This window comes from Rhodococcus sp. 3258 (assembly GCF_031456475.1).
Lineage (GTDB): Bacteria > Actinomycetota > Actinomycetes > Mycobacteriales > Mycobacteriaceae > Rhodococcoides > Rhodococcoides fascians.
Map to the genome: position 1 here is coordinate 191,491 of NZ_JAVDUT010000004.1, position 22,139 is coordinate 213,629.

A 22,139-nucleotide genomic window follows, 5' to 3' on the forward strand; every position below is an offset into this window, starting at 1 on the left:
CCTGGAGACCGGCTTCCGGCTGAGGGGTCCCTCTCCCCTATCGTGACACGCATGCACGACTACATCCGTGACGGCGCGGAGATCTACCGCCAGTCTTTCGCAACCATCCGCGCCGAAGCGGATCTGTCTCGGTTCACCCCGGACGTCGCCCAGGTCGTCGTGCGCATGATTCACGCTGTCGGTGAGATCGACCTGACCGAGACGATCGGCTTCACGCCCGACGTGGTGGAGTCCGCCCGAACTGCCCTGCGCGCAGGGGCACCCGTGTTGTGCGACGCCAACATGGTTGCCGCCGGTATCACTCGTCGCCGTCTGCCGGCCGACAACGAGGTGCTGTGCACCCTGTCCGATCCTCGGGTGCCGGATTTGGCTCGGAGTATGGGCACCACGAGAACCGCTGCCGCGCTGGAGTTGTGGGGTGACAAGCTGGGCGGTGCCGTCGTCGCGATCGGAAACGCGCCGACCGCCCTGTTCCACCTCATGGAAATGCTCGCGGCCGGAGCTCCGAAGCCCGCAGCCATCGTCGGCGGCCCGGTCGGATTCATCGGCGCTGCGGAGTCGAAGGAAGACCTGATAGCCGCCGACCTCGGCGTGGAATATCTGGTCGTCCGGGGCAGACGCGGTGGCAGCCCCATCACCGTCGCCGCGGTCAATGCCATTGCGAGCGAACAAGAATGAGCTCCAGCGGAAAGTTGTGGGGAGTGGGCGTCGGCCCGGGCGACCCGGAGTTGTTGACCGTCAGGGCCGCTCGCGTGATCGGCGAGGCCGATGTCGTCGCGTTCCACAGTGCTCGGCACGGTCGCAGCATCTCGCGCGCCCTCGCGGCCGGTTACATGCGCGACGGGCAGATCGAGGAACACCTGGTGTATCCGGTGACCACCGAGGCGACGGCTCATCCCGGTGGGTATCAGGGGGCCATCGACGAGTTCTACGAGTCCGCTGCCGCACGGCTCGCCGCTCATCTCGACGCCGGCCGATCGGTTGTGCTTCTGGCCGAGGGCGATCCACTGTTCTACAGCTCGTACATGCACATGCACAAACGCCTGGCACACCGGTTCGAGGTCGAGGTGGTTCCCGGCGTGACCTCGGTGAGTGCTGCATCGGCCGCCCTGGCGACTCCATTGGTGGAGCGCGACGAGGTTTTCACCGTCCTCCCCGGCACCTTGCCGGTGAACGAACTCACTCGCCGACTCCGCGGCACCGACGCCGCGGTCATCATGAAACTCGGTCGAACCTATCCGACCGTGCTCGATGCATTGGAACGATCCGGCAGGCTCGACGAAGCGCGGTACGTCGAGCGGGCCAGTACAGCCGAGCAACGCGTCCTCGATGCAGCCGACGCGGACAACGTGCCGTACTTCTCGATGATCGTCGTGCCGAGTCCGTCGAATCGAACCGACATGCCCACCAGCACCGGCGAAGTGGTCGTCGTCGGTCTCGGTCCGGGCGACGACGTGTGGACGACGGACGAAGTGCGAGCCGAACTCGCGGCGGCGACCGATCTGGTCGGATACATCACCTACATCGATCGAGTTCCTCAGCGACCCGGCCAGATTCGGCATGCAAGCGACAACAAGGTCGAATCCGAGCGCGCGGCATTCGCCCTCGACCTCGCCAAACAGGGTCGCCGCGTCGCTGTGGTGTCCTCGGGTGATCCGGGCGTGTTCGCGATGGCGACAGCGGTCATCGAGGTTGCAGCAGAACAGCAGTGGAGTTCGGTACCGGTACGCGTGGTCCCGGGAATGACGGCAGCCAATGCTGTTGCCAGCCGCGTCGGCGCGCCGCTCGGACACGACTACGCCGTCATCTCCCTCTCCGATCGACTCAAGCCCTGGGACGTGGTGGCCCGACGGCTCTCGGCAGTGGCCGAAGCCGACATGGCGATCGCGATCTACAACCCGGCGTCGAAGACCCGCACCTGGCAGGTCGCGGCCATGAAAGATGTTCTGCTCGAACATCGTTCATCGGAGACGCCGGTGGTGATCGGGCGGGCGGTAGGCAGTGCGCAGGAATCGGTGCGCACCGTGACCCTCGGCGAACTCGATCCCGAGTCGATCGACATGCGGTGCCTGCTCATCATCGGCTCCTCGATGACGATGGTGGTGGAGACCGGAAGCGGTCCGAAAGTGTTCACGTCGCGGCGCTACCCGTCAGGGAGTGACGCGTAGGCGTTCGATCAACCACCGAGCGGCGGCATCGACCTCGTCGACCGTCGATGCCGAGATGTCGACGGTGGGTCGCGAGATCATCAGAACGGGAATCGAGGCCGATCGCGCCGCGTCGAGCTTGGCGCGGGTCATCGTGCCGCCGCTGTTCTTGGTGACCAGCAGGTCTATTCGGTTGTCGGCGAGCATTGCCGACTCGTGCGCGAGGTCGAACGGCCCGCGGCCGAGCTCGAGGGTGGCGCGAGGGGGAACGGCACCGGTCGGTGGATCTATCGAACGAATCAGGAACCACGCATCGGCGACTCCGGCGAAATGGTGAACGCCTTGCCTGCCGATGGTGAGGAACACCCGACTACCCGGTTCTATCGATGCGGCCGCCTCGGGTAGGGATGCCACGGTGGTCCACTGGTCGTCCGCCGACGCGATCCACGGTGGCCGGGTCAGCACGAGATGAGCGACACCGGTTGTCCGAGCAGCGTAGTCGGCATGCGCGGTGATGGTGGCGGCAAACGGGTGCGTCGCGTCGACCAGTGCATCGACGGCGTTGTCTCGAATCCACTGTGCCAATGCGTCGGCACCGCCGAAACCGCCGATCCTGGTATGGCCCGACACCGGCGCCGGCTCGGCGACGCGCCCGGCCAGCGAGGTGATCAACTCGATCCCGGGCACGCCGGCCACGGCGGCGGCGAGTTGCCTGGATTCGGACGTGCCGCCCAGGAGTAGGACCTTCACTGCTCGTCCGCATCCGCCCCGTCGGGCGCACCCCAGGGTTTCGTCACGCACCACTGGGTGACCGGCAGTTGTGGTCGCCAGGTGGTGAAGGACCCCAACGGCTCACCCCGGTAGATCTGGAACCGGCGCAGCCTACCGCCGTATCGTGCAGCTGCCGAGAGCAGCAGTGAATCCGATTCTGCGGTCACCGAATTGGCGACCAATCGGCCACCGGGACGCACGGCCGCCCAGCACCGCTCGATCATGCCCGGCTCGGTCGCCCCGCCGCCGACGAACACCGCGTCCGGAACGCCTGCACTGCCGGGGACCTCTTCGAAAGCCCCGGGCGCAGTGCCGAGCACGGCCAGCCCGGGCACCCCGAGCCGTTGTGCGTTGGTCGTGATCTGGTGTCGACGATCCCCGGACGACTCGAATGTCACTGCGCGACACGATGGATCGGTGCGCATCCATTCGATGGCGATCGTCCCCGAGCCTCCGCCGACGTCCCACAGGACCTCGCCGGCTCCGGGCGCCAACGCGCACAGCGTCAGTGCGCGCACTTCCTGCTTGGTCATCTGACCGTCGCCGGTGTACTGCGAATCGGGCAGGCCCGGAACGCGAGTGAGTCTGGTGGCGCCGCGATCTCGAACGCATTCGAGCGCGACAACGTTGAGCGGGTCGGCGTCGGCGAACGTCGAGTCCGTCGCCGTCCCCCGGGTGACGCGTTCGGCCGGGCCGCCGAGTTGTTCGAGCACGCTCACCGTACTGGCACCGAAACCGTTGTCACGCAAGAGCGCACACACGTCACTCGGTGTCGAGCTGCCTCGGCTCAGTACGAGAAGTCGACGACCGTGGCCGAGTTCCGGGAGGACGGTCTCGACCGGGCTGTTCACCAGCGACACCGTCGTGGTGTGCGCGAGCGACCAGCCCAGACGCGCACAGGCAAGCGAAACCGACGACGGTGCGGGATACACCCTCAGACGTTCGGCACCGAATTCGCGAGCCAGGCTCACACCGATACCGTGAAACATCGGGTCGCCACTGGCCAACACACACACGGTCCGGCCGTCACAGGAGTCGATCATCGGCCGCAGGCTCGGCAGCAACGGACTGGGCCACGCACGAGCGTCAGCGCACCTGTCCCCCACGCCGGCAAGCTGCCTCGCCGACCCGAAGACGACATCTGCCTGCTCGACCACGACACGTGCGACAGCAGACAGTCCGTCCCAACCGTCCGCGCCGATTCCCACCACTGCGATGGGGTGAGGGTTGGGCTCCGCCATCAGCGCGGCATCCTGCGCCACAGCCATTGCGGAAGCAGTCTCATCGCGAAGAACACCGGCCGAAGAGTGCAGGGGATCCACACCGTCGACTTCCGGCTGCGCAGCGCAGCCACCACCGCGGCGGCCACCTGATCGGGTGTGCTGGACATCGGTGCCGGGTCCATGCCCTCGGTCATCGAACCGATGACGAACCCTGGGCGCGCGAGCAACAGATGAACGCCGCTGCCGTGCAGGGAATCGCTCAGTCCGCTGGCGAAGCCGTCCAGACCCGCTTTGGCTGAGCCGTAGACGTAGTTGGCCCGCCTCACCCGGACACCCGCGACGGACGAGAAGACCACCAGATCGCCGCTCTTCTGCGCCCGCAGTACCTTCGCGGCGTGGGTGAGGACGGAAACCTGGGCGAGGAAGTCGGTCGTGATCACCTCCAGCGCATGCCCGGCGTCGTCCTCGGCGCGCGTCTGATCCCCCAGAATCCCGAACGCCAACACCACGATTCCGATGGGCCCGTGCCGTTCCACGACGGAGCGCAGGATTTCCTCGTGGGTGTCCATGGCGTTCGCGTCGAACTCGACCGCATCGACGGTCGTCGCGCCTGCCTGCAGCACACGTGACCGTTGCGTCGCCAGGTCGGAACTGCGCCGAGCGGCCAGTACGACGGTTCGTCCCGGTGCCAGCCGAGTGGCGACCTCGAGACCGATCTCGCTTCGGCCGCCGAGCAACAACAACGTTCCCGAGGCGGGTTCAGATCGTCTGCTCACGCCGAACAGTCTCTCCGATCGAGCCCCGCTCATGGCAGTCGGGGCACGTCATTACAGTCGAGTCATGGCCGCTACCCCCGCTGACGCGACTGCCCTCACCGACGAGGCGATCGAATTCCTCACCGAACGGCACCTCGCCACGCTGACGACGTTGCGTCCGGACGGCACGCCCCATGTCGTCGCCGTCGGGTTCACCTACGACGCGGACGCGCACGTCGCCCGTGTCATCACCAACAACGTGTCGCAGAAGGCGATCAACGCCGGCCGCGGTGCCTACGCCGCCGTCACCCAGATCGACGGTGCCCGCTGGCTGACGTTGGAGGGTCCGGCCACCGTTCGTGACGACCACGAGTCGGTCGCCGATGCGGAGAACCGCTATGCCCGACGCTATCGAGTGCCGCGGGAGAATCCGACCCGCGTCGTCGTCGAGATAGCGGTGCGGCGGGTACTGGGCAGCCGCTCGCTGCTGCAACGCTAGTCGTCCGTCGGCCAGGGTAGAACGGTCAGGTTCGGCCATTCGGTGGTCCACCGCGCGGCCTTCGCCTCGTAGACGTGCCGCATCGGTAATCGCGGATTCGGCCGGACGATCCCGGCGAACAGGTCGTCGAAGCCGTGTGGGGCATAGACGCGGTCCGTACCGTGGGAGTCCACGGTGATCCCGAAACAGCACGTGGTCGACACGAAGTGGTCGATGGCATCCTCGGAGCTTCGGTACGGAGCCAACGTCGCTCCGAAATGCTGCTCGTACCACAGGTGTACACGCGCTTGATTACGCACTTCGACGTCGACCCCGAGGTCGGCGAACACGTCGGCCGCGGTCTCGATCACGTCGTTCTCCGCGGCGTACGACAGATCCGTGTCGTCGAAATAGAAGAAGTCGTAGTCGCGAATTCCGGCCCCGAGATCTCGGTCGGCGAGGTGATTCCACACGGTTTGGAACAGACCGCCCGCCGTCAGGTACCAATTCGAAAGCCCGAGCTGCGGCGCACGCCGAAGTACCTCGGCCACAATCGGATTCGTCCTGACGACGGAGACGAACTCGGCTCGGCGGCCGTCGGTCACACCGGCAGCACGGCGAGACCGTGGGGGCGGAGGTTGACCGATTCGCACCCGTCCGCCGTCACGACGACAATGTCCTCGATCCTGGCACCCCACTGCCCCCGGAAATAGATGCCCGGTTCGATGCTGAACGCCATTCCCTCGGTGAGAGTGATGTCGTTGCCCGCCACGATGTACGGCTCCTCGTGCACCGACAGGCCGATACCGTGTCCGGTGCGGTGCAGGAACGCCTCTCCCAGACCGGCTTCGACCAACACCTCGCGTGCGGCTGCGTCGATGGACTCCGCGCTGACTCCCGGCGACACAGCGTCGACTGCGGCCTGCTGAGCTCGCTCCAGTACCGCGTACCGGGTAGCGACCTCGGCCGAAGGCTCTCCGAGACTGTAGGTGCGAGTGGAGTCCGAGTTGTATCCCGGCGCAACGGGTCCACCGATGTCGACGACGACCACGTCGCCGGCCTCGACGACACGATCGGAGACCTCGTGGTGCGGATCGGCACCGTGCGGACCGGAGCCGACGATGATGAATTCCGGTGCGGTGTGGCCTTCCTCGACGATCGCCGTTGCGATGTCTGCCGCGATCTGGGCTTCGGTTCGGCCCACTCGGAGCCACTCGCCCATCCGGGCGTGAACCCGGTCGATGGCATGACCGGCTCGACGAAGAGCATCGATCTCGGCGTCGTCCTTGATCATCCGCAGCTGGCGCAGAACGTCTGTCGCCAGCACCGGCACGGTCCCGAAAATCGTTGCCAGCGGCACGAAGTGCAGGGCGGGCATCGCGTCGGCGACAGCGGTCTTGCTACCGGCCGGCACGGCCGCAGCCACGAGCGCGTACGGATCGACGCCGTCCACCCAATCGACGAGCGTCAGTGACAGGTCCTCGGCGGCGGAGTCACCCAGCGCGGCGAGTTCGAGCCGCGGCACGACGATGCTGGGAGTGCTGCCGTCGGCCGGCACCACCAACGCGATGAGACGCTCGAACGAGCTGGCCGTGGACCCGATCAGATACTGCAGATCCGGGCCCGGAGTGATCAGCAGGGCGTCCAAGCCTGCGTCCGACGTCAGGCGGGCCGCGCGCGCGAGCCTGGAGGCGTAGACATCGCTGGGAAAACGAGAAGAATCGACACTCATACCTCCAGGCTAGTGCCGTACGGCAAGATGAGCCCCATGACCACCCCCGGAAAGTCGCCGTTGCTGCTCCTCGACGGCGCGAGCCTGTGGTTCAGGGCCTACTACGCTCTGCCCGAGTCGATTACGGCGCCCGACGGCCGTCCCGTCAATGCCGTGCGAGGTTTCCTCGACATGATCTCGGCCCTGATCACGCGAACCGAACCGAGCCGATTGGCTGTGTGCCTCGACCTCGACTGGCGTCCACAGTTCCGAGTGGACCTCGTTCCTTCGTACAAGGCGCACCGGGTTGCCGACGCCGCGCCGGATGTGGCCGAGAGTGAAGAGGTTCCCGAGACCCTGACGCCACAGGTGGACATGATCATGGACGTCCTGGCGGCGTTGGGAATTGCCACCGCGGGGGCCGACGGCCTCGAGGCCGACGACGTGCTCGGAACCTTGGCTGCACAGGAACGACGCGATCCCGTCGTCGTGGTCAGCGGCGACCGAGATCTGTTGCAGGTGGCGGCGGACGAACCGAACGAGGTACGGGTGCTGTACGTGGGTCGTGGCTTGGCCAAGGCAGAACTCTTCGGCCCGGTCGAGGTGGCCGAGCGGTGCGGCGTCCCGCTGCACCGCGCGGGAGCGGCCTACGCGGAGTTGGCGCTTCTGCGCGGCGATGCGTCGGACGGGCTACCGGGTGTCAAGGGTGTCGGTGAGAAGACGGCCTCCACACTCATGCTGCAGTACGAGTCCGTCGCGGGCCTGCGTGCAGCGGCACTCGATCCGGAGTCGGACATGGCCAAGGGAATTCGGGCGAAGCTGGCCAACGCCGGCGACTACCTCGATGCGGCACTGCCGGTGGTGCGGGTCGTCACCGATGCCGACGTCGTTCTGTCGAGGTCGGACGAGATTCCGGCCGAACCGGCAGATCTCGAGGCACTCGACAAGCTCGCGGAGACCCTTGGAATCAGAAACGCCGTGGACCGCCTCGTCTCGGCGATGGCGGCCACGGCGTCCCGGAATTGACCAGGGCTATTTCGGGAGTGAGACCTCGTAGTCGGCGTCGTCGTTGAGGAAGGTCAACGTCACCTTCTTGAACGCCCCGTCGACCGTAAGCGTGCAATCGACGCTGGTGCCGGCCTTGACTTCGATGTTCTGCGGGCACGACACCCCCGAGACGTTCGTGGCACCGTAGGACTCGGTCAACACCGTGCGAATACCGTCCTGAGCGGCCGTCGTATCGAGGGTGGTCGTGCGCCCGAACGCGAAGTACAGCACTGCCGCGACCACGGCCACGGCCACGACGGCGATGACGGAGCCCGCGATGATCAGCGGCTTCTTGGACTGTGTGCCACTGCGACCGGGACCTGGCTGCTGGCCCGGGTACTGCCCGGGGTACTGGCCCGGATACTGCTGTCCGGGATAGTGCTGACCGGGATACTGCTGATTCGGATTCTGCCCGCCCGCGAAGGGAGGCTGCTGACCGTACTGGCCGGCACCGTACTGCCCACTGCCGCCGAATTGTTGTGGTGCGTAGGGGTTTTGGTAGGCGGCGTCACCGGCAGGCTGCTGTCCGGCCCCCGGATACGGTGCCCCGTACGGCTGTCCCGCCGGGTATTGCGCGGTCGGATTCTGTGCGGTGGGATTCTGTGCGGTCGGATTCTGCGGGTTGTAGCCCTGCGGGTACTGCCCCTGCGGACCCTGAACCTGAGGATTCTGACCCTGCTGCGGGTAGGGCCCGGCCGGATACGCGCCCTGGGGGTATTGCCCCTGGGGATACGCGCCCTGAGGGTATTGCCCCTGGGGAGTTTGCCCCTGGGGAGACTGGCCGTACGCGCCTCCGGAAGGTTCGCCGTACTGCGTGGTCGGGGTGCCGGTGGGCGGCGCGTACTGTCCCCACGCCGACGGAGTCGGAGTCTGCGATTCGGATGTCGCCGCAGCTTCGCCGGTGGAAGCTTCCTGCCCGTCCTTCGCGGCACCGTCCTGGTCCGGCGTTCGTGACCAACTGTTGTCGGGGTCGGTCGGACCGTATGGGCCGCTCATCTCGCCTCCACTGAAATCTCGAATCCGTCGGGGGTACAGTATCCCGCTTGTCGGTGCGTCCGCTGTACCGACCCGGCAGTCCGGTTTCGGCCCGTCACGCAGCGCCGGTCACGCAGCATCGGTCACGCGGCATCGACGGCCACCACTCCTTGTCGCAGCGCGGCGACGGCACGGGCGGCGGTTCGCGACAGCTCGGGTTCGGGAGCGGCGAGCCGGACCTGGTCGAGCAGGTCGATGACCTGCCGACACCAACGGACGAAGTCGCCACCGGACAGCGCCTTGCCGTTGTCGCCTGCCGCGACCAGTGCGTCGACGAGCGAATGGTCGGAAGCCCACTTGTAGATCGCTTTGACGAAGCCCATGTCCGGCTCTCTGGTCGGTGGCAGTTTGTGCCGAACCTCGTCGGCCCGCAGCTCGTGCCACACCCGCACGGTCTCGGTCAACGCGTGCCTGATGGGTCCGGTCGGGCCGTGTGGGGTGATGTCTCCCTCGGAGCGGGACTCGTAGACCACGGCCGAGACCACTGCGGCCAACTCTGCGGCCGACAATCCCTGCCACAGTCCGCCTCGCAGGCATTCCGCGACCAGAAGATCGGATTCGGAATAGATCCGGCTCAATCGAGCACCGTCGTCGGTCACCTTGGGATCCTTGCCCGGGGTCACGTAGCCGCGGTCCGCCAGCAAGGCCAGAATGCGGTCGAACGTTCGGGCCAACGAGTTCGTCGTGGCCGACACCTTCTGCCGCATCGACTCGGTTTCCCGGGCCAGCCGGTTGTAGCGTTCGCCGGTTCGAGAGAGTTCCTCACGATCCGGCCGGCTGTGCACCGGATGTGAGCGGATGGCCCGACGCAGGGTTGCCAACTCCTTGTCGTCGGCAGCGGTCGACTTTCGTCCCACTCGATCCGAGGGCTGGGATATGCCGCGGGTGACCAACGCCGCCGCCAGATCCCGACGGGTCTTGGCGGTGCGGTGATCGACGAACCGTGGCAATCGCATGGAGCCGAGAGGTGTTGCCGGCGTAGGGAAATCGGCAGCGGACAGACGGCCTGCCCATTTGTCCTCGGTCAGCACGAGCGGCCGCGGATCGCCGCGATCGTCGTCCGGTTCGAGTACCACTGCCAGTCCGCTGCGCCGTCCGGACGGCACCGAGATCACGTCGCCGCGGCGCAACGCACGCAACGAGTCGACGGCTTTGTCCCGCCGATCGGACCTGTTCTGACGCTCGAGGGTCTTCTCTCGATCCTTCAGACGCTCGCGCAGTCGCGCGTACTCGAAGTACTCCCCGTCGGGGCCACCGAGCGTTGCGCCGAGCGCCTCCAACGTCTTCATGTTCTTCTCGATACCGCGGACCATGCCGACGACGGACCGGTCGGCCTGGAACTGAGCGAAGGACCGCTCGAGCAACTGCCGTGAATCCGCTGCCCCGAACTGTTCGATCAGATTGATCGACATGTTGTAGGCGGGCGCGAAAGAGCTCCGGAGGGGAAACGTTCGCGTCGACGCGAGTCCGGCCACCTCGGTCGGTTCGGTACCGGGCTGCCACAGCACAACCGCGTGACCCTCGACGTCGATGCCGCGTCGCCCGGCCCGGCCGGTCAGCTGGGTGTACTCCCCCGGTGTCAGCTCCGCGTGCGTCTCACCGTTGAACTTGACCAGTTTTTCGAGCACCACGGTTCGGGCAGGCATATTGATTCCGAGGGCCAGAGTTTCGGTGGCGAACACCGCTCTGACCAATCCCTTGACGAACAGCTCCTCGACGGTGTGGCGGAAGACCGGCAGCATTCCGGCGTGGTGCGCGGCGAACCCGCGTTCGAGCGCATCTCGCCATTCCCAGAAGCCGAGCACTTCCAGATCCTCGCGCGGAAGTTCGGAGGTGTGCTTCTCGACGATGTACCTGATCTCCTCGGCCTGCTCAGGCGTCGTCAGAACCAGCCGCGAACGCATGCACTGAGTCAGGGCCCCGTCGCAGCCTGCACGACTGAAGATGAACGTGATGGCCGGGAGCAGACCTTCCTCGTCCAGCTTGGCGATCACGTCGGGACGAGCCAGCGGACGGTTGGCACCTCCGCCTCCCTGGTGGCCGCCGCGTCCGCCGCCCCCGCTTCGACCTCCGCGTCCTCGACTGTGCGGTGCGTGCCACCGATCCATGGAGTCCAGCGACTGACGCTGCTTGACGTGCCGCACCAGGTCTCGGTCCACGACGACCTTCTGGTGGCCGTCCGGTGACTGTGGTCGGGTGTCGAAAAGATCGAACAACCGACGGCCCACCATGATGTGCTGCGAGAGCGGAACGGGACGGTTCTCGTCCACGACCACCGAGGTGTCGCCGCGAACGGTACTCATCCACGCGCCGAACTCCTCGGCGTTGCTGACCGTTGCGGACAGGCTCACCAGACGCACGTCGTCGGACAGGTGCAGGATCACTTCTTCCCAGACCGCACCTCGGAACCGATCCGCCAGGTAGTGCACCTCGTCCATCACCACGTGCGAGAGCCCGCGCAGTGCGTCGGAGGATGCGTAGAGCATGTTGCGCAGCACCTCGGTCGTCATGATGACGATGGGTGCATCCGGATTGATGGACGAATCACCGGTCAACAGGCCGACCGTCTCGCGTCCGTATCGCGCGGTCAACTCGGCGAACTTCTGGTTGCTGAGCGCCTTGATGGGGGTGGTGTAGAAGCATTTGCGACCGGCAGCGAGGGCCAGGTGCACCGCGAACTCGCCGATCACGGTCTTGCCCGCGCCGGTCGGGGCGCAGACCAACACCCCGTGACCGTTCTCCAATGCAGTGCACGCATCCACTTGGAAGCGGTCCAACGGAAAACTCAACTCCGCGGAAAACCGTTGCAGTTCCGTGGGTTCTGGCCTGGACCGGGTGTCGACAACAGCCTCGCTCATGGTCGCGCCCCGTCGCTGGGACTCACATCAGATCGTGTCGTCGTACTGTGCCTGTGTTCGGGTCGCAGTGCCGATACCGCCCACCGGCGGTGTCGGTGCGACAGCGTGTGGGGCCTGGATAGAACTTGCGCCTTCGATGCGTGTTGCTTCGTCATCTGACACATCACCCCATTCGTCTCTTCTCTTGCGCAACTTACGCTTGTCGTGAATCCGCGCAATCTGCACTGCCATCTCGAAGAGCACCGTCAGAGCCAACGCCAAGGCCAGCATCGAGAAAGGATCCTGTCCGGGCGTTGCGATCGCCGCGAACACGAACAGTCCGAAGATCAACCCGCGACGCCACGCCTTCAGGCGTTCGTAGGTGAGAACACCGACGAAGTTCAGCCCGACGACCAGCAGCGGTATTTCGAAGCTGACACCGAAGATGATCAGAAGATTGATCAGAAAACCGAAGTACTGATCGCCGCTCAGTGCCGTGATCTGGACGTTGTCACCGATCGACAGCAGAAAGTGCAAGCCCTTGGCGACGACGAAGTACGCCAGAATCGCTCCGGTCACGAACAGCGCAGCGGCACCGGTGACGAAGGAGACTGCGTAACGGCGTTCGTTGGCGTACAGGCCGGGAGTGATGAACGCCCAGATCTGGTACAGCCAGATGGGGCAGGCGAGCACGACGCCTGCGGTGAACGCCACCTTGAACCGCAGCAGGAACTGGTCGAACGGGCCGGTGGCGAGCAGGCGGCACTGATCGTCGTTGCTCAAATCCGCACGCAGGCTCGGGTCCAGGGTGCAGTACGGGCCTCGAAGCAGATCGCCGAGGCTTTCGACGCCGAAGATCGTGTGTGAGTACCAGAAGAATCCGAATGCAGTGGTCACCGCGATGGCCAGCAGCGACCAGAGCAGCCGGGTTCGCAGCTCGTACAGGTGATCGACCAACGACATCGTGCCGTCGGGATTGACTCGACGCTTACTGCGCCGTGGATCGAACGGAATGCGCATGGTGTTCTACGGTCAGCCTTCTTCGGTCGGCAGGCGGCACGAGGCCGTCACCGACAGCAGTGAACCTTCGGTGCCGACGCGGCACCGAAGGTGTGCTGAGCGGCGTCGCTCAGGCAGACTTCGCGTCGTGCTGGGGTGTGGTCTCGGTCTGCGCCACGGGTGCCGGCGATGGCAGCTGAGCGGGTGCGGCCGGCTGCTGTGCAGTCGCGGTATCGGTGTCGGATTTGCCGTCGTTCTGCATCTCCTTGACCTCGCTCTTGAAGATACGCAACGAGCGTCCGAGTCCACGCGCAGCCTCGGGCAGCTTCTTGGAACCGAACAGAATGATGACGACCACCGCAACGATGGCCCAGTGCCAGGGACTGGTGAATCCCATGTGAACCTCCTGAGATCAGATGAATCGAGCGTACCCGACGGCGGGCGATGCGCTCGGCAACGGAGCGCACCGCTTCACCTCACGTTCATGTTGTGAGGCCGCCGCCGGTGTCGGTGGCGTCGAGCTCCGCGTAGGCATTCAGGGCGGACCGCGCACGATCGCGGACGGAATTCACCAAGGATTCAGGTCCCAGTACGGTGACGCCACCGCCGAACCCGAGGGTCAGCCGGGTCATCCACTGCAGCGTCGCGAAACGCATGGTCACCTCGATGGACCCGTCCGAATCGGCGGCTACCTGCGTCATCGGGTAGTAGTCCAGAATCCAGGTGAACGCAGGTGAGACGCGTAACCGCGCTTGGGACAGAGAGGGGTCGTCGTTGAAGATCTCGAACGCGTCCTCGTCCTGCACCGACTCCGGCGGAGACGACGGTTCGTCGAGTTCGGTGGCCGAATCGATGCGATCGAATCTGAACAGCCGAACGCCCTCGGCGCCGCGACACCATGCCTGCAGATAGCTGTTGTCGTCGACCACCACGGTCCTGATCGGATCAACGATGCGCTCGGTGAGCACGTCTCGCGACGCCGAGTAGTAGGTGAGTTCGAGTGCGTGCCGGGCTCGGAGCGCAGACCGTACGGTGCTCGACACCGGACCCTCCTCCGCGTCGGCCGTGTCGTGGTCGGACGAGAGCGGCACATTCGCCGCCGCCGACCCGGCCGCGGTCTCGATCTTCGCGATCGCTCGCTGAGCGGCCGACGGATCGACCATCCCCGGCATCGAGGTCAACGACCGAAGTGCGACCAACAGTGCGGTGGCCTCGGTGGACGTCAACCGCAGCGGCCGGTCGATCCCGGCGGAGAAGGTGACGTCGATGCTCTCCTCGGAGAACGACAGATCGATGAGGTCACCCGGTCCGTATCCGGGCAGACCGCACATCCAGAGCTGATTGAGATCGGCCATCAGCGTCGCGGTGGTCACGCCCAGTTCCCGAGCGGCCTCCTCGGCGCTCAACCCCGGATTGGCCATGAAGAAGGGCACCATGTTGAGCAGGCGGGCCAACCGCACCGACAGACGCGCGCTCATCGTTCGTTCTCCAGTTCGGCTGCAGTCTGCAAGGTCGAGATGACATCGGCCCGCAGCTCTGCCGGGGCCAACACCATCGCGTCGGGACCGTGACCGGCGATGAGCCGCGAAATCCAATCCCAGGACCGTACCGGAACCTCGACGACCGTTCCGGTACGCGAGCCCACCGTCTGCTCCCCCACCACGGTGCCCATCCTCCGCAGCTCCGTCGCCCGACCGTCCTGAAGCCACACTCGCGCGGTACCCGATACCGAGGACGTGCCCGCGACGCGGCGGACGATGTCCTGGAGATCGATACCGTCGGGCTTGCGGACACTCTGAGGTGATCCGAAGGCTTTGACGTCGTCGCCGATCCGGGACAGTCGGAAGGTTCGGGTGTCGTCTCGGTCCACGTCGTGTCCCACGAGGTACCACCGTCCCCGGAACGTCACAACGCCCCACGGCTGGACGGTTCGGGTGACGAACGGCTCGGTCAACGAGGGTCGATGCTCGAACCGCACCGACTTACCCTCGTCGATCGCCGCGAGCAGGGCACCCAGTGCGGGCTCGGACCCTCGGGTTCGCGCCGGAACGGCCGTGACGGCAGCGGCCGACTCGTTCTGGTCGACCTGAATACCTGCGGCGCGGAGCTTCAGCAGCGCACTCTGGGCCGCAGACGTCAGTTCCGGCGATTCCCACAATTTGACGGCCACCGCGACCGCAGCCGATTCCTCGCTGGTGAGATCGATGTCCGGCAGCTCGTAGGCATCTCGGTTGATGCGATAACCCTCGACACCACCGAACCGCGTGGCGATGCCGGTCTCGAGGGGCACCCCGAGATCGCGCAGTTCGTTCTTGTCACGCTCGAACATCCTGCTGAACGCTTCGAGGCTCGTCGAGTCGTCGTACCCGGCAACGCTCTCGCGGATCCACTCCGCGGTCAGGAACTGACGCGTCGACAACAGACAGATGACCAGGTTCATCAGGCGTTCGACTTTGGTGGTGGCCACGACAGTCGAGCCTAGTTGTTCACCGCCCGCCGGAGCTGTAGCGACCCGAGTTGCCTGGATCGCTACCCGACCTCCAGCCGAGTCGCGTTCGGACTACATCGATGCGATGAGTCGCTCGACGCGCTCGTCGACCGAACGGAACGGGTCCTTGCACAACACCGTTCGCTGCGCCTGATCGTTGAGTTTCAGGTGTACCCAGTCGACGGTGAAGTCGCGTCCGGCTTCCTGGGCCGCGGTGATGAACTCACCGCGCAGCTTCGCGCGTGTCGTCTGCGGCGGCAAATTCACCGCTTCGTCGATCTGCTCGTCCTCGGTGACTCGCTTGACCAGACCCTTGCGCTGCAGCACGTCGAACACTCCCCGTCCACGCTTGATGTCGTGGTACGCAAGATCGAGCTGAGCGATCTTGGGATCGGAAAGTTCCATCGAGTAGCGGTCCTGATACCGCTCGAACAGCTTGCGTTTGATGACCCAGTCGATTTCGGTGTCGACCTTGGCGAAGTCCTGCGACTCGATGGCATCGAGTGTGCGTCCCCACAGGTCCACCACCTGTGTCACCTGAGCATTCGGCTCCCGCGTCTGGAGATGCTCGACGGCCCGGGAGTAGTACTCACGCTGGATTTCGAGTGCACTGGCCTGGCGACCACCGGCGAGGCGGACCGGCCTGCGACCGGTCAGATCGTGGCTGACCTCGCGAATGGCCCGAATCGGATTGTCCAGCGCGAAGTCTCGGAACGAGACGCCTGCCTCGATCATCTCGAGTACGAGTGCGGCCGTCCCCACCTTGAGCATGGTCGAGGTCTCGGCCATGTTGGAATCGCCGACGATGACGTGGAGCCGGCGATACTTCTCGGCATCGGCGTGCGGTTCGTCGCGAGTGTTGATGATCGGCCGCGAACGAGTGGTGGCCGACGACACGCCTTCCCAGATGTGCTCGGCGCGCTGCGAGAGGCAGAACGTCGCGGCCTTGGGTGTCTGCAGCACCTTGCCTGCGCCACAGATCAATTGGCGGGTGACCAGGAAAGGTAGGAGCACATCCGAGATGCGCGAGAATTCGCCCGCTCGCTGGACGAGGAAATTCTCGTGGCAACCGTAGGAGTTGCCCGCCGAATCGGTGTTGTTCTTGAACAGGTAGATGTCTCCGCCGATGCCCTCCTCGGCGAGACGCTGTTCGGCGTCGATCAGCAAATCCTCGAGTACTCGCTCGCCTGCGCGATCATGGGTGACCAATTGCAGCAGGCTGTCGCATTCGGCAGTGGCGTACTCGGGATGCGAACCGACGTCGAGATAGAGGCGAGCGCCGTTGCGGAGGAACACATTCGAGCTGCGGCCCCACGAGACCACGCGACGGAAGAGGTAGCGGGCCACCTCGTCCGGACTCAGGCGTCGGTGTCCGTGAAAGGTACATGTGACACCGAACTCGGTCTCGATGCCCATAATTCGTCGCTGCACACTTCGACACTACAACGCAAGCCACCGATGGATGTGTCGGAGCGCCTCGATGGCGTCCATGCCTAGGCTGGGCCCTATGACTTCCACGCCAACGTCTGTTGCCGCCTCGGTTCACGCGTGGGACCTGTCCCTGGTTGCGCGAAGCGCGGCATTGCGCTCGAGCAGGGCCGACGCGGGTCTTCGCGCGTTGAGCACGGCCGCCGATCACAGTCGCCTGTGGCTCGGAGCTGCCGCACTTCTCGGCGCGGCCGGTGGCTCGGCCCGACGCGGCGGCGTGCGGGGGCTGATCGCCGTGGCGGGTGCGAGCGCCGTGGCGAACGGTCTGCTCAAGCCGGTGTTCCCGAGGTCGAGGCCGGGTACCGAGCTGGTTCCCGTACTGCGCCGCGTGCTCGCCCCGCCGGTGTCCTCGTCGTTTCCCTCCGGTCACTCGGCGTCCGCGGCCGCCTTCGTCACCGCGGTCGCCATCGAATCACCGAAGGCAGGATTGCTGCTGGCTCCGGTCGCCGCCGCAGTCTGCTATTCCCGGGTTCACGTCGGAGTCCACTGGCCCACCGATGTCGTCGCCGGAGCTGCACTCGGCTCGGCGATCGCGTTGTCGACCCGCCGCTGGTGGGCCGTACGGTCGGCGAAGCCCGCCGCTCTCGGCTCGCCGGTCGAGGTCGAGGCACTGCCGGGCGGACGGGGACTGTTGGTGCTCGTCAATCCCGCATCCGGTGACGGTTCGGAGGCGGTACCGGACGCCATCCGCCGCGAGCTCCCCGACGCCGACCTGTTCGTACCCGATCCCGAGAAGGACTTCAACGAGCAACTCGAAGAGAGAATTCGGGACACGACGCCGCGTGCTCTCGGAGTGTGCGGAGGCGACGGCACGGTCGTCAGCGTCGCTGCCTCGGCTGCGCGCAACGGCCTGCCGCTCGCCGCGTTTCCGGGTGGCACTCTCAACCACTTCGCTCGCGACACCGGTCTGACCGCAGTCGAAGATACCGCTGCCGCCGTCGAGGCGGGCACCGCGGAACTGGTCGACCTCGCCGAGGTGGACGTCGACGGCCGCAGGGTGTCGTTCGTCAACACCGCGACGTTCGGGGGCTACCCCGACTCGGTGCGGTTACGGCAGAAGCTGCAGAAGCGAATCGGTAAGTGGCCGGCCGCTGCGGTTGCGATGACACGAGTGCTCGCGGCTGCAGAGCCACTGAACATTCGACTCGACGGGGTGCCGCACTCGGTGTGGATGCTCTTCGTCGGCAACGGTACCTACGATCCGATCGATCAAGTTCCCATGTCGCGCAGCAGCATTCATACCGGCACCCTCGATGTTCGCTTTCTCCCGTCGGAACCCAAGGCATCGAGAACACGACTGCTGTGGGCGACGATCACCGGAACGCTCGGCTCGTCGCCTGCCTACGTGCGCAGTGTGGCGCAACGCTTGACCGTCGAGGTGGACGGTGCCCCGGTTGCCCTCGCGGCTGACGGCGAGGTCGTCGGAGACGGCACGACATTCCAGTTCAGCAGCGACAAGAACGGCCTCGTGCTCTACCGGAAGCGATAGAGCACGAGGCCGTCGACCTCGATCCGAAGTGTGGGGACTACTGCGGAGTCTCCGGCTCCGAGGAGCCGTCGCCGGTCGCGGACGGTGCCGATGCGGGCAACATGTCCGCCAGAGCAGCTCCAGCGATACGCCGGAACGCTCGACGCGGTCGCCCCTGATCCAGGACGGCTACCTCCAGGGCCGACACCTCGAGAACCTTCTTCTCGGGCTCGGCACCGGCAGTCGCAGGCGACGTCGGACCGGCGGTGAGCGCGTCGACGGCGATACGAACTGCGTCCGCCAACCCGAGGCCGGACCGGTACGTATCCTTCAGCGCGGCCACGATGGGCTCGGTGGTGCCGCCCATGACGACGAAATCCTGTTCGTCGACGATGGAGCCGTCGTACGTGATGCGGTAGAGCTGCGTGGCCATCGGCTCGTCCTGATGGGACACCTCGGCGACGCAGATCTCGACCTCGTACGGCTTGAGCTGCTCGGTGAAGATGGTGCCCAGTGCCTGGGCGTAGGTCTTCGCCAACGACCGGCCGGTGACATCGCGTCGATCGTAGGTGTATCCCTTGATGTCTGCGTGCTGGATGCCGGCCTTGCGTAGGTTCTCGAACTCGTTGTACTTGCCGACGGCAGCGAAACCGATGCGGTCGTAGAGCTCACTGACCTTGTGCAGCGCGGTCGAGCGATTCTCGGCGACGAACAGGACCCCGTCGGCATACGCCAGCACGATGACGCTGCGGCCGCGGCCGATTCCCTTGCGCGCCAATTCCGAACGATCGCGCATGATCTGTTCGGCAGATGCGTAATACGGCATCGTCATAGCGCGCTACCCCCTTCGCTGACTTCCTGGCCTGCTCGGGTGTGGTGGTCCGTGCCGCCGGTGTGTGCTGCGCTCTCGGTTCGTTCTGCCAGAACCGATCGGGCCGCAGCCGATATGCGATCGTGCGCGACGTCGTCCGCACCGACGCTCGTGATGGCAACTGCCGTCGGGTAGATGCCGCGGGTGACATCGGGACCACCGGTGGCCGAGTCGTCGTCGGCGGCGTCGTACAGCGACTCGACTGCAGCCCGAAGCGCCTCGTCCTCGGACATTCCGGGGCGGTACAACTTCTTGAGCGCGGATTTGGCGAACAACGAGCCCGAACCCACTGCGTGATAGCCCGACCGCTCCTCGTAACGCCCGCCGACCACGTCGTACGACACGATGCGTCCGGCTCTGTCGGGATCGGAGATGTCGATGTCGAATCCGACCAGCAACGGCACCGCAGCCAGTCCCTGCATCGCCGCACCCAGATTGCTCCGAACCATCGACGACAACTTGTTGGCCTTGCCGTTGAAGGTGAGCGGCACGCCCTCGATCTTCTCGTAGTGCTCGAGTTCGACAGCGAACAGACGAACCAATTCGATTGCGATACCCGCAGTTCCGGCAATGCCCGCAGCGGAGTACTCGTCGGTGACGTAGACCTTCTGCATGTCACGGTTGGCGATCAGATTGCCCTGAGTGGCGCGCCGATCACCGGCGATCAGCACCCCGCCCGCGTAGGTGAGGGCGACGATCGTCGTACCGTGCGGAGCGATGCCGGACTTGTCGGTGGTGCCGTTGGCGGCGTGGGACGCCAGGTCCGCGGCGAGGCCGCTCTCCGGCAGCAGGTGCGGGGCGTGCTGCCGGAGGTAGTCGGAGAAGGACGAGCTACTGGACCCCAGCGGAATCGCCGGTCCGTCGCCTGCCGACCGTGGGTCCGAACGATCCACCGTCACTGGCCGCCCTTCTGAACGTAGGCGCGGACGAAGTCCTCGGCATTCTCCTCGAGAACGTCGTCGATCTCGTCGAGAAGATCGTCGGTCTCCTCGGCCAACTTCTCGCGCCGTTCCTGGCCACCGGCCCCCGTGTCGCCTGGGACCTCGTCGTCGCCGCCGCCGCCCGAGCGCCGTGTCTGCTCCTGAGCCATAGTCGCCGACCTCCTCTGTGTATCGAGAAAACAGATCTACTGCACGGTCGCCGGGTCATCCGAGGCGCACCGGCGTGGATGTGCAAGTGCTACCGAACGTTCCGCCGAAAGTGCACGGACCTTTACCCTACCGACAGTCCGACCTCGCCGGTTGGCAAGACACCGCCGAACGACCCATTCGAATGCCCTGGACGATCAGGTGGTGAGCTGGTCGACCAGTTCCGCTGCACTGTCCACGGACTCCAGCAGGGCACCGACGTGGGATTTCGTTCCCCGCAACGGCTCGAGCGTCGGAATCCGTACCAACGAATCGCCACCGAGATCGAAGATGACCGAGTCCCAGCTCGCCGCGGCGATGTCGGCACCGAATTTGCGCAGGCATTCGCCGCGGAAGTATGCCCTCGTGTCGTCGGGCGGTGTGCCGACCGCATCGAGAACTTGCTGCTCGGTCACGAGACGATCCATCGAACCGCGGGCGACCAACCTGTTGTATAGCCCCTTGTCGAGGCGAACATCGGAATACTGCAGGTCCACCAGGTGCAGCCGCGGAGCGGACCAGCCGAGGCCCTCACGCTGTCGGAACCCTTCGAGCAGTCGCAATTTCGCCGGCCAGTCCAGCAGATGCGCGCACTCCATGGGATCGCGCTCGAGCAGGTCCAGCACCATCGCCCACTTGTCGAGCACGTCCAGTGCTCGTGCGTCGTCGCTGCCCTCGGCAGCCACGAACTTCGCCGCCCGCTGGTGGTAGATCCGCTGCAGCGCAAGGCCCGTCAGTTCGCGGCCGTCGGCGAGTGCCACGGCCTTGCGCAGGGTGGGATCGTGGCTGATCTGATGGACAGCCGTGACCGGCCTGGCCAGCTGCAGATCCGACAGGTCGACGCCCGCCTCGATGAGGTCGAGCACGAGGGCCGTGGTTCCCACCTTGAGGTAGGTCGACATCTCCGCCAGGTTGGCGTCGCCGATGATGCAGTGCAGACGTCGGTACTTGTCTGCGTCTGCGTGCGGTTCGTCCCGGGTGTTGATGATGCCGCGCTTGAGGGTGGTCTCCAGTCCGACCTCCACCTCGATGTAGTCCGCTCGCTGCGAGAGCTGGAACCCGGCCTCGTCGCCCGACTGGCCGATACCGACTCGACCGGAGCCGGTGATGACCTGCCTGGAGGCGAAGAACGGCGAGAGCCCCGCGATCACCGCCGAGAACGGCGTCTCACGCGACATCAGGTAGTTCTCGTGCGTGCCGTACGACGCGCCCTTGCCGTCGACGTTGTTCTTGTACAGCTGCAGGCGCGGAGCCCCCGGGACGCTCGACGCGTGCCGTGCGGCCGCTTCCATGACGCGTTCGCCTGCCTTGTCCCAGATCACCGCGTCCAATGGGTCCCGCACCTCCGGGGCCGAGTACTCGGGGTGCGCGTGATCGACGTACAGGCGGGCACCGTTGGTGAGAATCATGTTCGCAGCACCGATCTCGTCGGCATCGATGACCGGAGCCGGTCCGCTGAACCGTCCGAGATCGAAGCCTCGTGCATCGCGCAGCGGTGATTCCACCTCGTAGTCCCAGCGGGTGCGCTTGGCGCGCGGCACTCCTGCGGCTGCCGCGTACGCCAACACCGCCTGGGTGGACGTCAGGATCGGGTTGGCGGTGGGTTCGGTCGGTGAAGAAATGCCGTACTCGACCTCGATACCGATGATGCGCTGCATAAGTCAAGCCTAGACGGCCGACGGATGCAGTTCGGG

The 22,139-nt window shown here is 65.7% G+C and carries 21 protein-coding genes; 5 read left to right on the forward strand and 16 right to left on the reverse strand.

Features of this window, described 5'->3' with window-relative positions; all coding sequences use genetic code 11:
- The first annotated feature begins 51 nt into the window (after positions 1-51).
- Positions 52-678 (forward strand): precorrin-8X methylmutase, encoded by a 627-nt coding sequence (locus J2X62_RS14560; RefSeq protein ID WP_027497104.1) that lies wholly within the window; start codon positions 52-54, stop codon positions 676-678.
- The gene (locus J2X62_RS14565) at positions 675-2,168 is read left to right on the forward strand and encodes a precorrin-2 C(20)-methyltransferase (RefSeq protein WP_032365813.1); all 1,494 of its coding nucleotides are present in this window, start codon (positions 675-677) and stop codon (positions 2,166-2,168) included. The genes J2X62_RS14560 and J2X62_RS14565 overlap by 4 nt, the downstream gene beginning before the upstream one ends.
- Here J2X62_RS14565 and J2X62_RS14570 read toward each other — a convergent pair.
- From J2X62_RS14570 to J2X62_RS14580, 3 genes are read right to left on the reverse strand one after another with little or no spacing between them, the layout of a single operon-like run.
- On the reverse strand, positions 2,151-2,897 hold the full coding sequence (locus J2X62_RS14570; protein WP_032365812.1) for a cobalt-precorrin-6A reductase: 747 nt from the start codon (positions 2,895-2,897) through the stop codon (positions 2,151-2,153). The genes J2X62_RS14565 and J2X62_RS14570 overlap by 18 nt on opposite strands.
- Complete coding sequence (cbiE, locus tag J2X62_RS14575) at positions 2,894-4,186, reverse strand: precorrin-6y C5,15-methyltransferase (decarboxylating) subunit CbiE (protein ID WP_230591942.1); 1,293 nt, start codon at positions 4,184-4,186, stop codon at positions 2,894-2,896. Before cbiE ends, J2X62_RS14570 begins: the two co-directional genes overlap by 4 nt.
- Entirely contained in the window at positions 4,159-4,917 is a 759-nt protein-coding gene (locus J2X62_RS14580) for an SDR family NAD(P)-dependent oxidoreductase (RefSeq protein WP_032365811.1), read from the reverse strand. The genes cbiE and J2X62_RS14580 overlap by 28 nt, the downstream gene beginning before the upstream one ends.
- A gap of 64 nt (positions 4,918-4,981) precedes the next feature.
- Between J2X62_RS14580 and J2X62_RS14585 the strand changes: the two genes are divergently transcribed.
- Entirely contained in the window at positions 4,982-5,395 is a 414-nt protein-coding gene (locus J2X62_RS14585) for a TIGR03618 family F420-dependent PPOX class oxidoreductase (RefSeq protein ID WP_222063130.1), read from the forward strand.
- Here the strand turns inward: J2X62_RS14585 and J2X62_RS14590 are convergent.
- Positions 5,392-5,979, reverse strand: coding sequence for a nucleotidyltransferase family protein (locus tag J2X62_RS14590; protein ID WP_222063129.1), 588 nt, complete (start codon positions 5,977-5,979; stop codon positions 5,392-5,394). The genes J2X62_RS14585 and J2X62_RS14590 overlap by 4 nt on opposite strands.
- Positions 5,976-7,106: a Xaa-Pro peptidase family protein gene (locus J2X62_RS14595; RefSeq protein WP_032382036.1), complete on the reverse strand. Its 1,131-nt coding sequence runs from the start codon at positions 7,104-7,106 to the stop codon at positions 5,976-5,978. Before J2X62_RS14595 ends, J2X62_RS14590 begins: the two co-directional genes overlap by 4 nt.
- Positions 7,107-7,133: 27 nt before the next feature.
- Here J2X62_RS14595 and J2X62_RS14600 point away from each other — a divergent pair, with 27 nt between their 5' ends.
- Positions 7,134-8,111 (forward strand): 5'-3' exonuclease, encoded by a 978-nt coding sequence (locus J2X62_RS14600; protein ID WP_310181436.1) that lies wholly within the window; start codon positions 7,134-7,136, stop codon positions 8,109-8,111.
- A 6-nt stretch (positions 8,112-8,117) separates the two neighbouring features.
- Here the strand turns inward: J2X62_RS14600 and J2X62_RS14605 are convergent, their stop codons facing one another.
- The 7 genes from J2X62_RS14605 to pafA form a co-directional block, all read right to left on the reverse strand.
- A complete protein-coding gene (locus tag J2X62_RS14605; RefSeq protein ID WP_310181437.1) occupies positions 8,118-9,128 on the reverse strand; it encodes a DUF4333 domain-containing protein in 1,011 nt (336 codons plus the stop codon).
- Positions 9,129-9,250: 122 nt separating this feature from the next.
- On the reverse strand, positions 9,251-12,025 hold the full coding sequence (locus J2X62_RS14610) for a DEAD/DEAH box helicase (protein WP_310181438.1): 2,775 nt from the start codon (positions 12,023-12,025) through the stop codon (positions 9,251-9,253).
- A 27-nt stretch (positions 12,026-12,052) separates the two neighbouring features.
- Positions 12,053-13,024 carry a twin-arginine translocase subunit TatC gene (tatC, locus tag J2X62_RS14615; protein ID WP_027497094.1) on the reverse strand — a complete coding sequence of 324 codons (972 nt, stop codon included), beginning with the start codon at positions 13,022-13,024 and terminating at the stop codon, positions 12,053-12,055.
- 109 nt (positions 13,025-13,133) lie between these two features.
- A complete protein-coding gene (gene tatA, locus J2X62_RS14620; RefSeq protein WP_027497093.1) occupies positions 13,134-13,400 on the reverse strand; it encodes a Sec-independent protein translocase subunit TatA in 267 nt (88 codons plus the stop codon).
- An 85-nt stretch (positions 13,401-13,485) separates the two neighbouring features.
- A complete protein-coding gene (locus J2X62_RS14625; RefSeq protein ID WP_094622158.1) occupies positions 13,486-14,481 on the reverse strand; it encodes a YafY family protein in 996 nt (331 codons plus the stop codon).
- The gene (locus tag J2X62_RS14630; RefSeq protein WP_027497091.1) at positions 14,478-15,470 is read right to left on the reverse strand and encodes a YafY family protein; all 993 of its coding nucleotides are present in this window, start codon (positions 15,468-15,470) and stop codon (positions 14,478-14,480) included. The genes J2X62_RS14625 and J2X62_RS14630 overlap by 4 nt, the downstream gene beginning before the upstream one ends.
- 93 nt (positions 15,471-15,563) lie before the next feature.
- Positions 15,564-16,922, reverse strand: a complete 1,359-nt coding sequence (gene pafA, locus J2X62_RS14635; protein WP_174557245.1) for a Pup--protein ligase — start codon at positions 16,920-16,922, stop codon at positions 15,564-15,566.
- A 76-nt stretch (positions 16,923-16,998) separates the two neighbouring features.
- Here pafA and J2X62_RS14640 point away from each other — a divergent pair, with 76 nt between their 5' ends.
- Positions 16,999-18,468 carry a phosphatase PAP2 family protein gene (locus J2X62_RS14640; protein ID WP_310181441.1) on the forward strand — a complete coding sequence of 490 codons (1,470 nt, stop codon included), beginning with the start codon at positions 16,999-17,001 and terminating at the stop codon, positions 18,466-18,468.
- A gap of 37 nt (positions 18,469-18,505) precedes the next feature.
- Here the strand turns inward: J2X62_RS14640 and prcA are convergent, their stop codons facing one another.
- The 4 genes from prcA to dop form a co-directional block, all read right to left on the reverse strand.
- Complete coding sequence (gene prcA / locus J2X62_RS14645; RefSeq protein ID WP_027497088.1) at positions 18,506-19,279, reverse strand: proteasome subunit alpha; 774 nt, start codon at positions 19,277-19,279, stop codon at positions 18,506-18,508.
- Positions 19,276-20,217 (reverse strand): proteasome subunit beta, encoded by a 942-nt coding sequence (prcB, locus tag J2X62_RS14650; RefSeq protein WP_027497087.1) that lies wholly within the window; start codon positions 20,215-20,217, stop codon positions 19,276-19,278. The genes prcA and prcB overlap by 4 nt, the downstream gene beginning before the upstream one ends.
- Positions 20,214-20,408 carry a ubiquitin-like protein Pup gene (locus J2X62_RS14655; RefSeq protein WP_027497086.1) on the reverse strand — a complete coding sequence of 65 codons (195 nt, stop codon included), beginning with the start codon at positions 20,406-20,408 and terminating at the stop codon, positions 20,214-20,216. The genes prcB and J2X62_RS14655 overlap by 4 nt, the downstream gene beginning before the upstream one ends.
- A 195-nt stretch (positions 20,409-20,603) precedes the next feature.
- A complete protein-coding gene (dop, locus tag J2X62_RS14660; protein WP_027497085.1) occupies positions 20,604-22,103 on the reverse strand; it encodes a depupylase/deamidase Dop in 1,500 nt (499 codons plus the stop codon).
- Positions 22,104-22,139: the final 36 nt, after the last annotated feature.

What these genes read in the sequence shown, in the direction of transcription:
- J2X62_RS14560 (WP_027497104.1), top strand. Translation starts at nt 52, where the DNA reads ATGCACGACTACATCCGTGACGGCGCGGAGATCTACCGCCAGTCTTTC.
- J2X62_RS14565 (WP_032365813.1), top strand. Translation starts at nt 675, where the DNA reads ATGAGCTCCAGCGGAAAGTTGTGGGGAGTGGGCGTCGGCCCGGGCGAC.
- cbiE (WP_230591942.1), bottom strand. Translation starts at nt 4,186, where the DNA reads ATGGCTGTGGCGCAGGATGCCGCGCTGATGGCGGAGCCCAACCCTCAC.
- J2X62_RS14585 (WP_222063130.1), top strand. Translation starts at nt 4,982, where the DNA reads ATGGCCGCTACCCCCGCTGACGCGACTGCCCTCACCGACGAGGCGATC.
- J2X62_RS14595 (WP_032382036.1), bottom strand. Translation starts at nt 7,106, where the DNA reads ATGAGTGTCGATTCTTCTCGTTTTCCCAGCGATGTCTACGCCTCCAGG.
- J2X62_RS14600 (WP_310181436.1), top strand. Translation starts at nt 7,134, where the DNA reads ATGAGCCCCATGACCACCCCCGGAAAGTCGCCGTTGCTGCTCCTCGAC.
- J2X62_RS14605 (WP_310181437.1), bottom strand. Translation starts at nt 9,128, where the DNA reads ATGAGCGGCCCATACGGTCCGACCGACCCCGACAACAGTTGGTCACGA.
- J2X62_RS14610 (WP_310181438.1), bottom strand. Translation starts at nt 12,025, where the DNA reads ATGAGCGAGGCTGTTGTCGACACCCGGTCCAGGCCAGAACCCACGGAA.
- tatC (WP_027497094.1), bottom strand. Translation starts at nt 13,024, where the DNA reads ATGCGCATTCCGTTCGATCCACGGCGCAGTAAGCGTCGAGTCAATCCC.
- tatA (WP_027497093.1), bottom strand. Translation starts at nt 13,400, where the DNA reads ATGGGATTCACCAGTCCCTGGCACTGGGCCATCGTTGCGGTGGTCGTC.
- J2X62_RS14625 (WP_094622158.1), bottom strand. Translation starts at nt 14,481, where the DNA reads ATGAGCGCGCGTCTGTCGGTGCGGTTGGCCCGCCTGCTCAACATGGTG.
- J2X62_RS14640 (WP_310181441.1), top strand. Translation starts at nt 16,999, where the DNA reads ATGACTTCCACGCCAACGTCTGTTGCCGCCTCGGTTCACGCGTGGGAC.
- prcA (WP_027497088.1), bottom strand. Translation starts at nt 19,279, where the DNA reads ATGACGATGCCGTATTACGCATCTGCCGAACAGATCATGCGCGATCGT.
- J2X62_RS14655 (WP_027497086.1), bottom strand. Translation starts at nt 20,408, where the DNA reads ATGGCTCAGGAGCAGACACGGCGCTCGGGCGGCGGCGGCGACGACGAG.
- dop (WP_027497085.1), bottom strand. Translation starts at nt 22,103, where the DNA reads ATGCAGCGCATCATCGGTATCGAGGTCGAGTACGGCATTTCTTCACCG.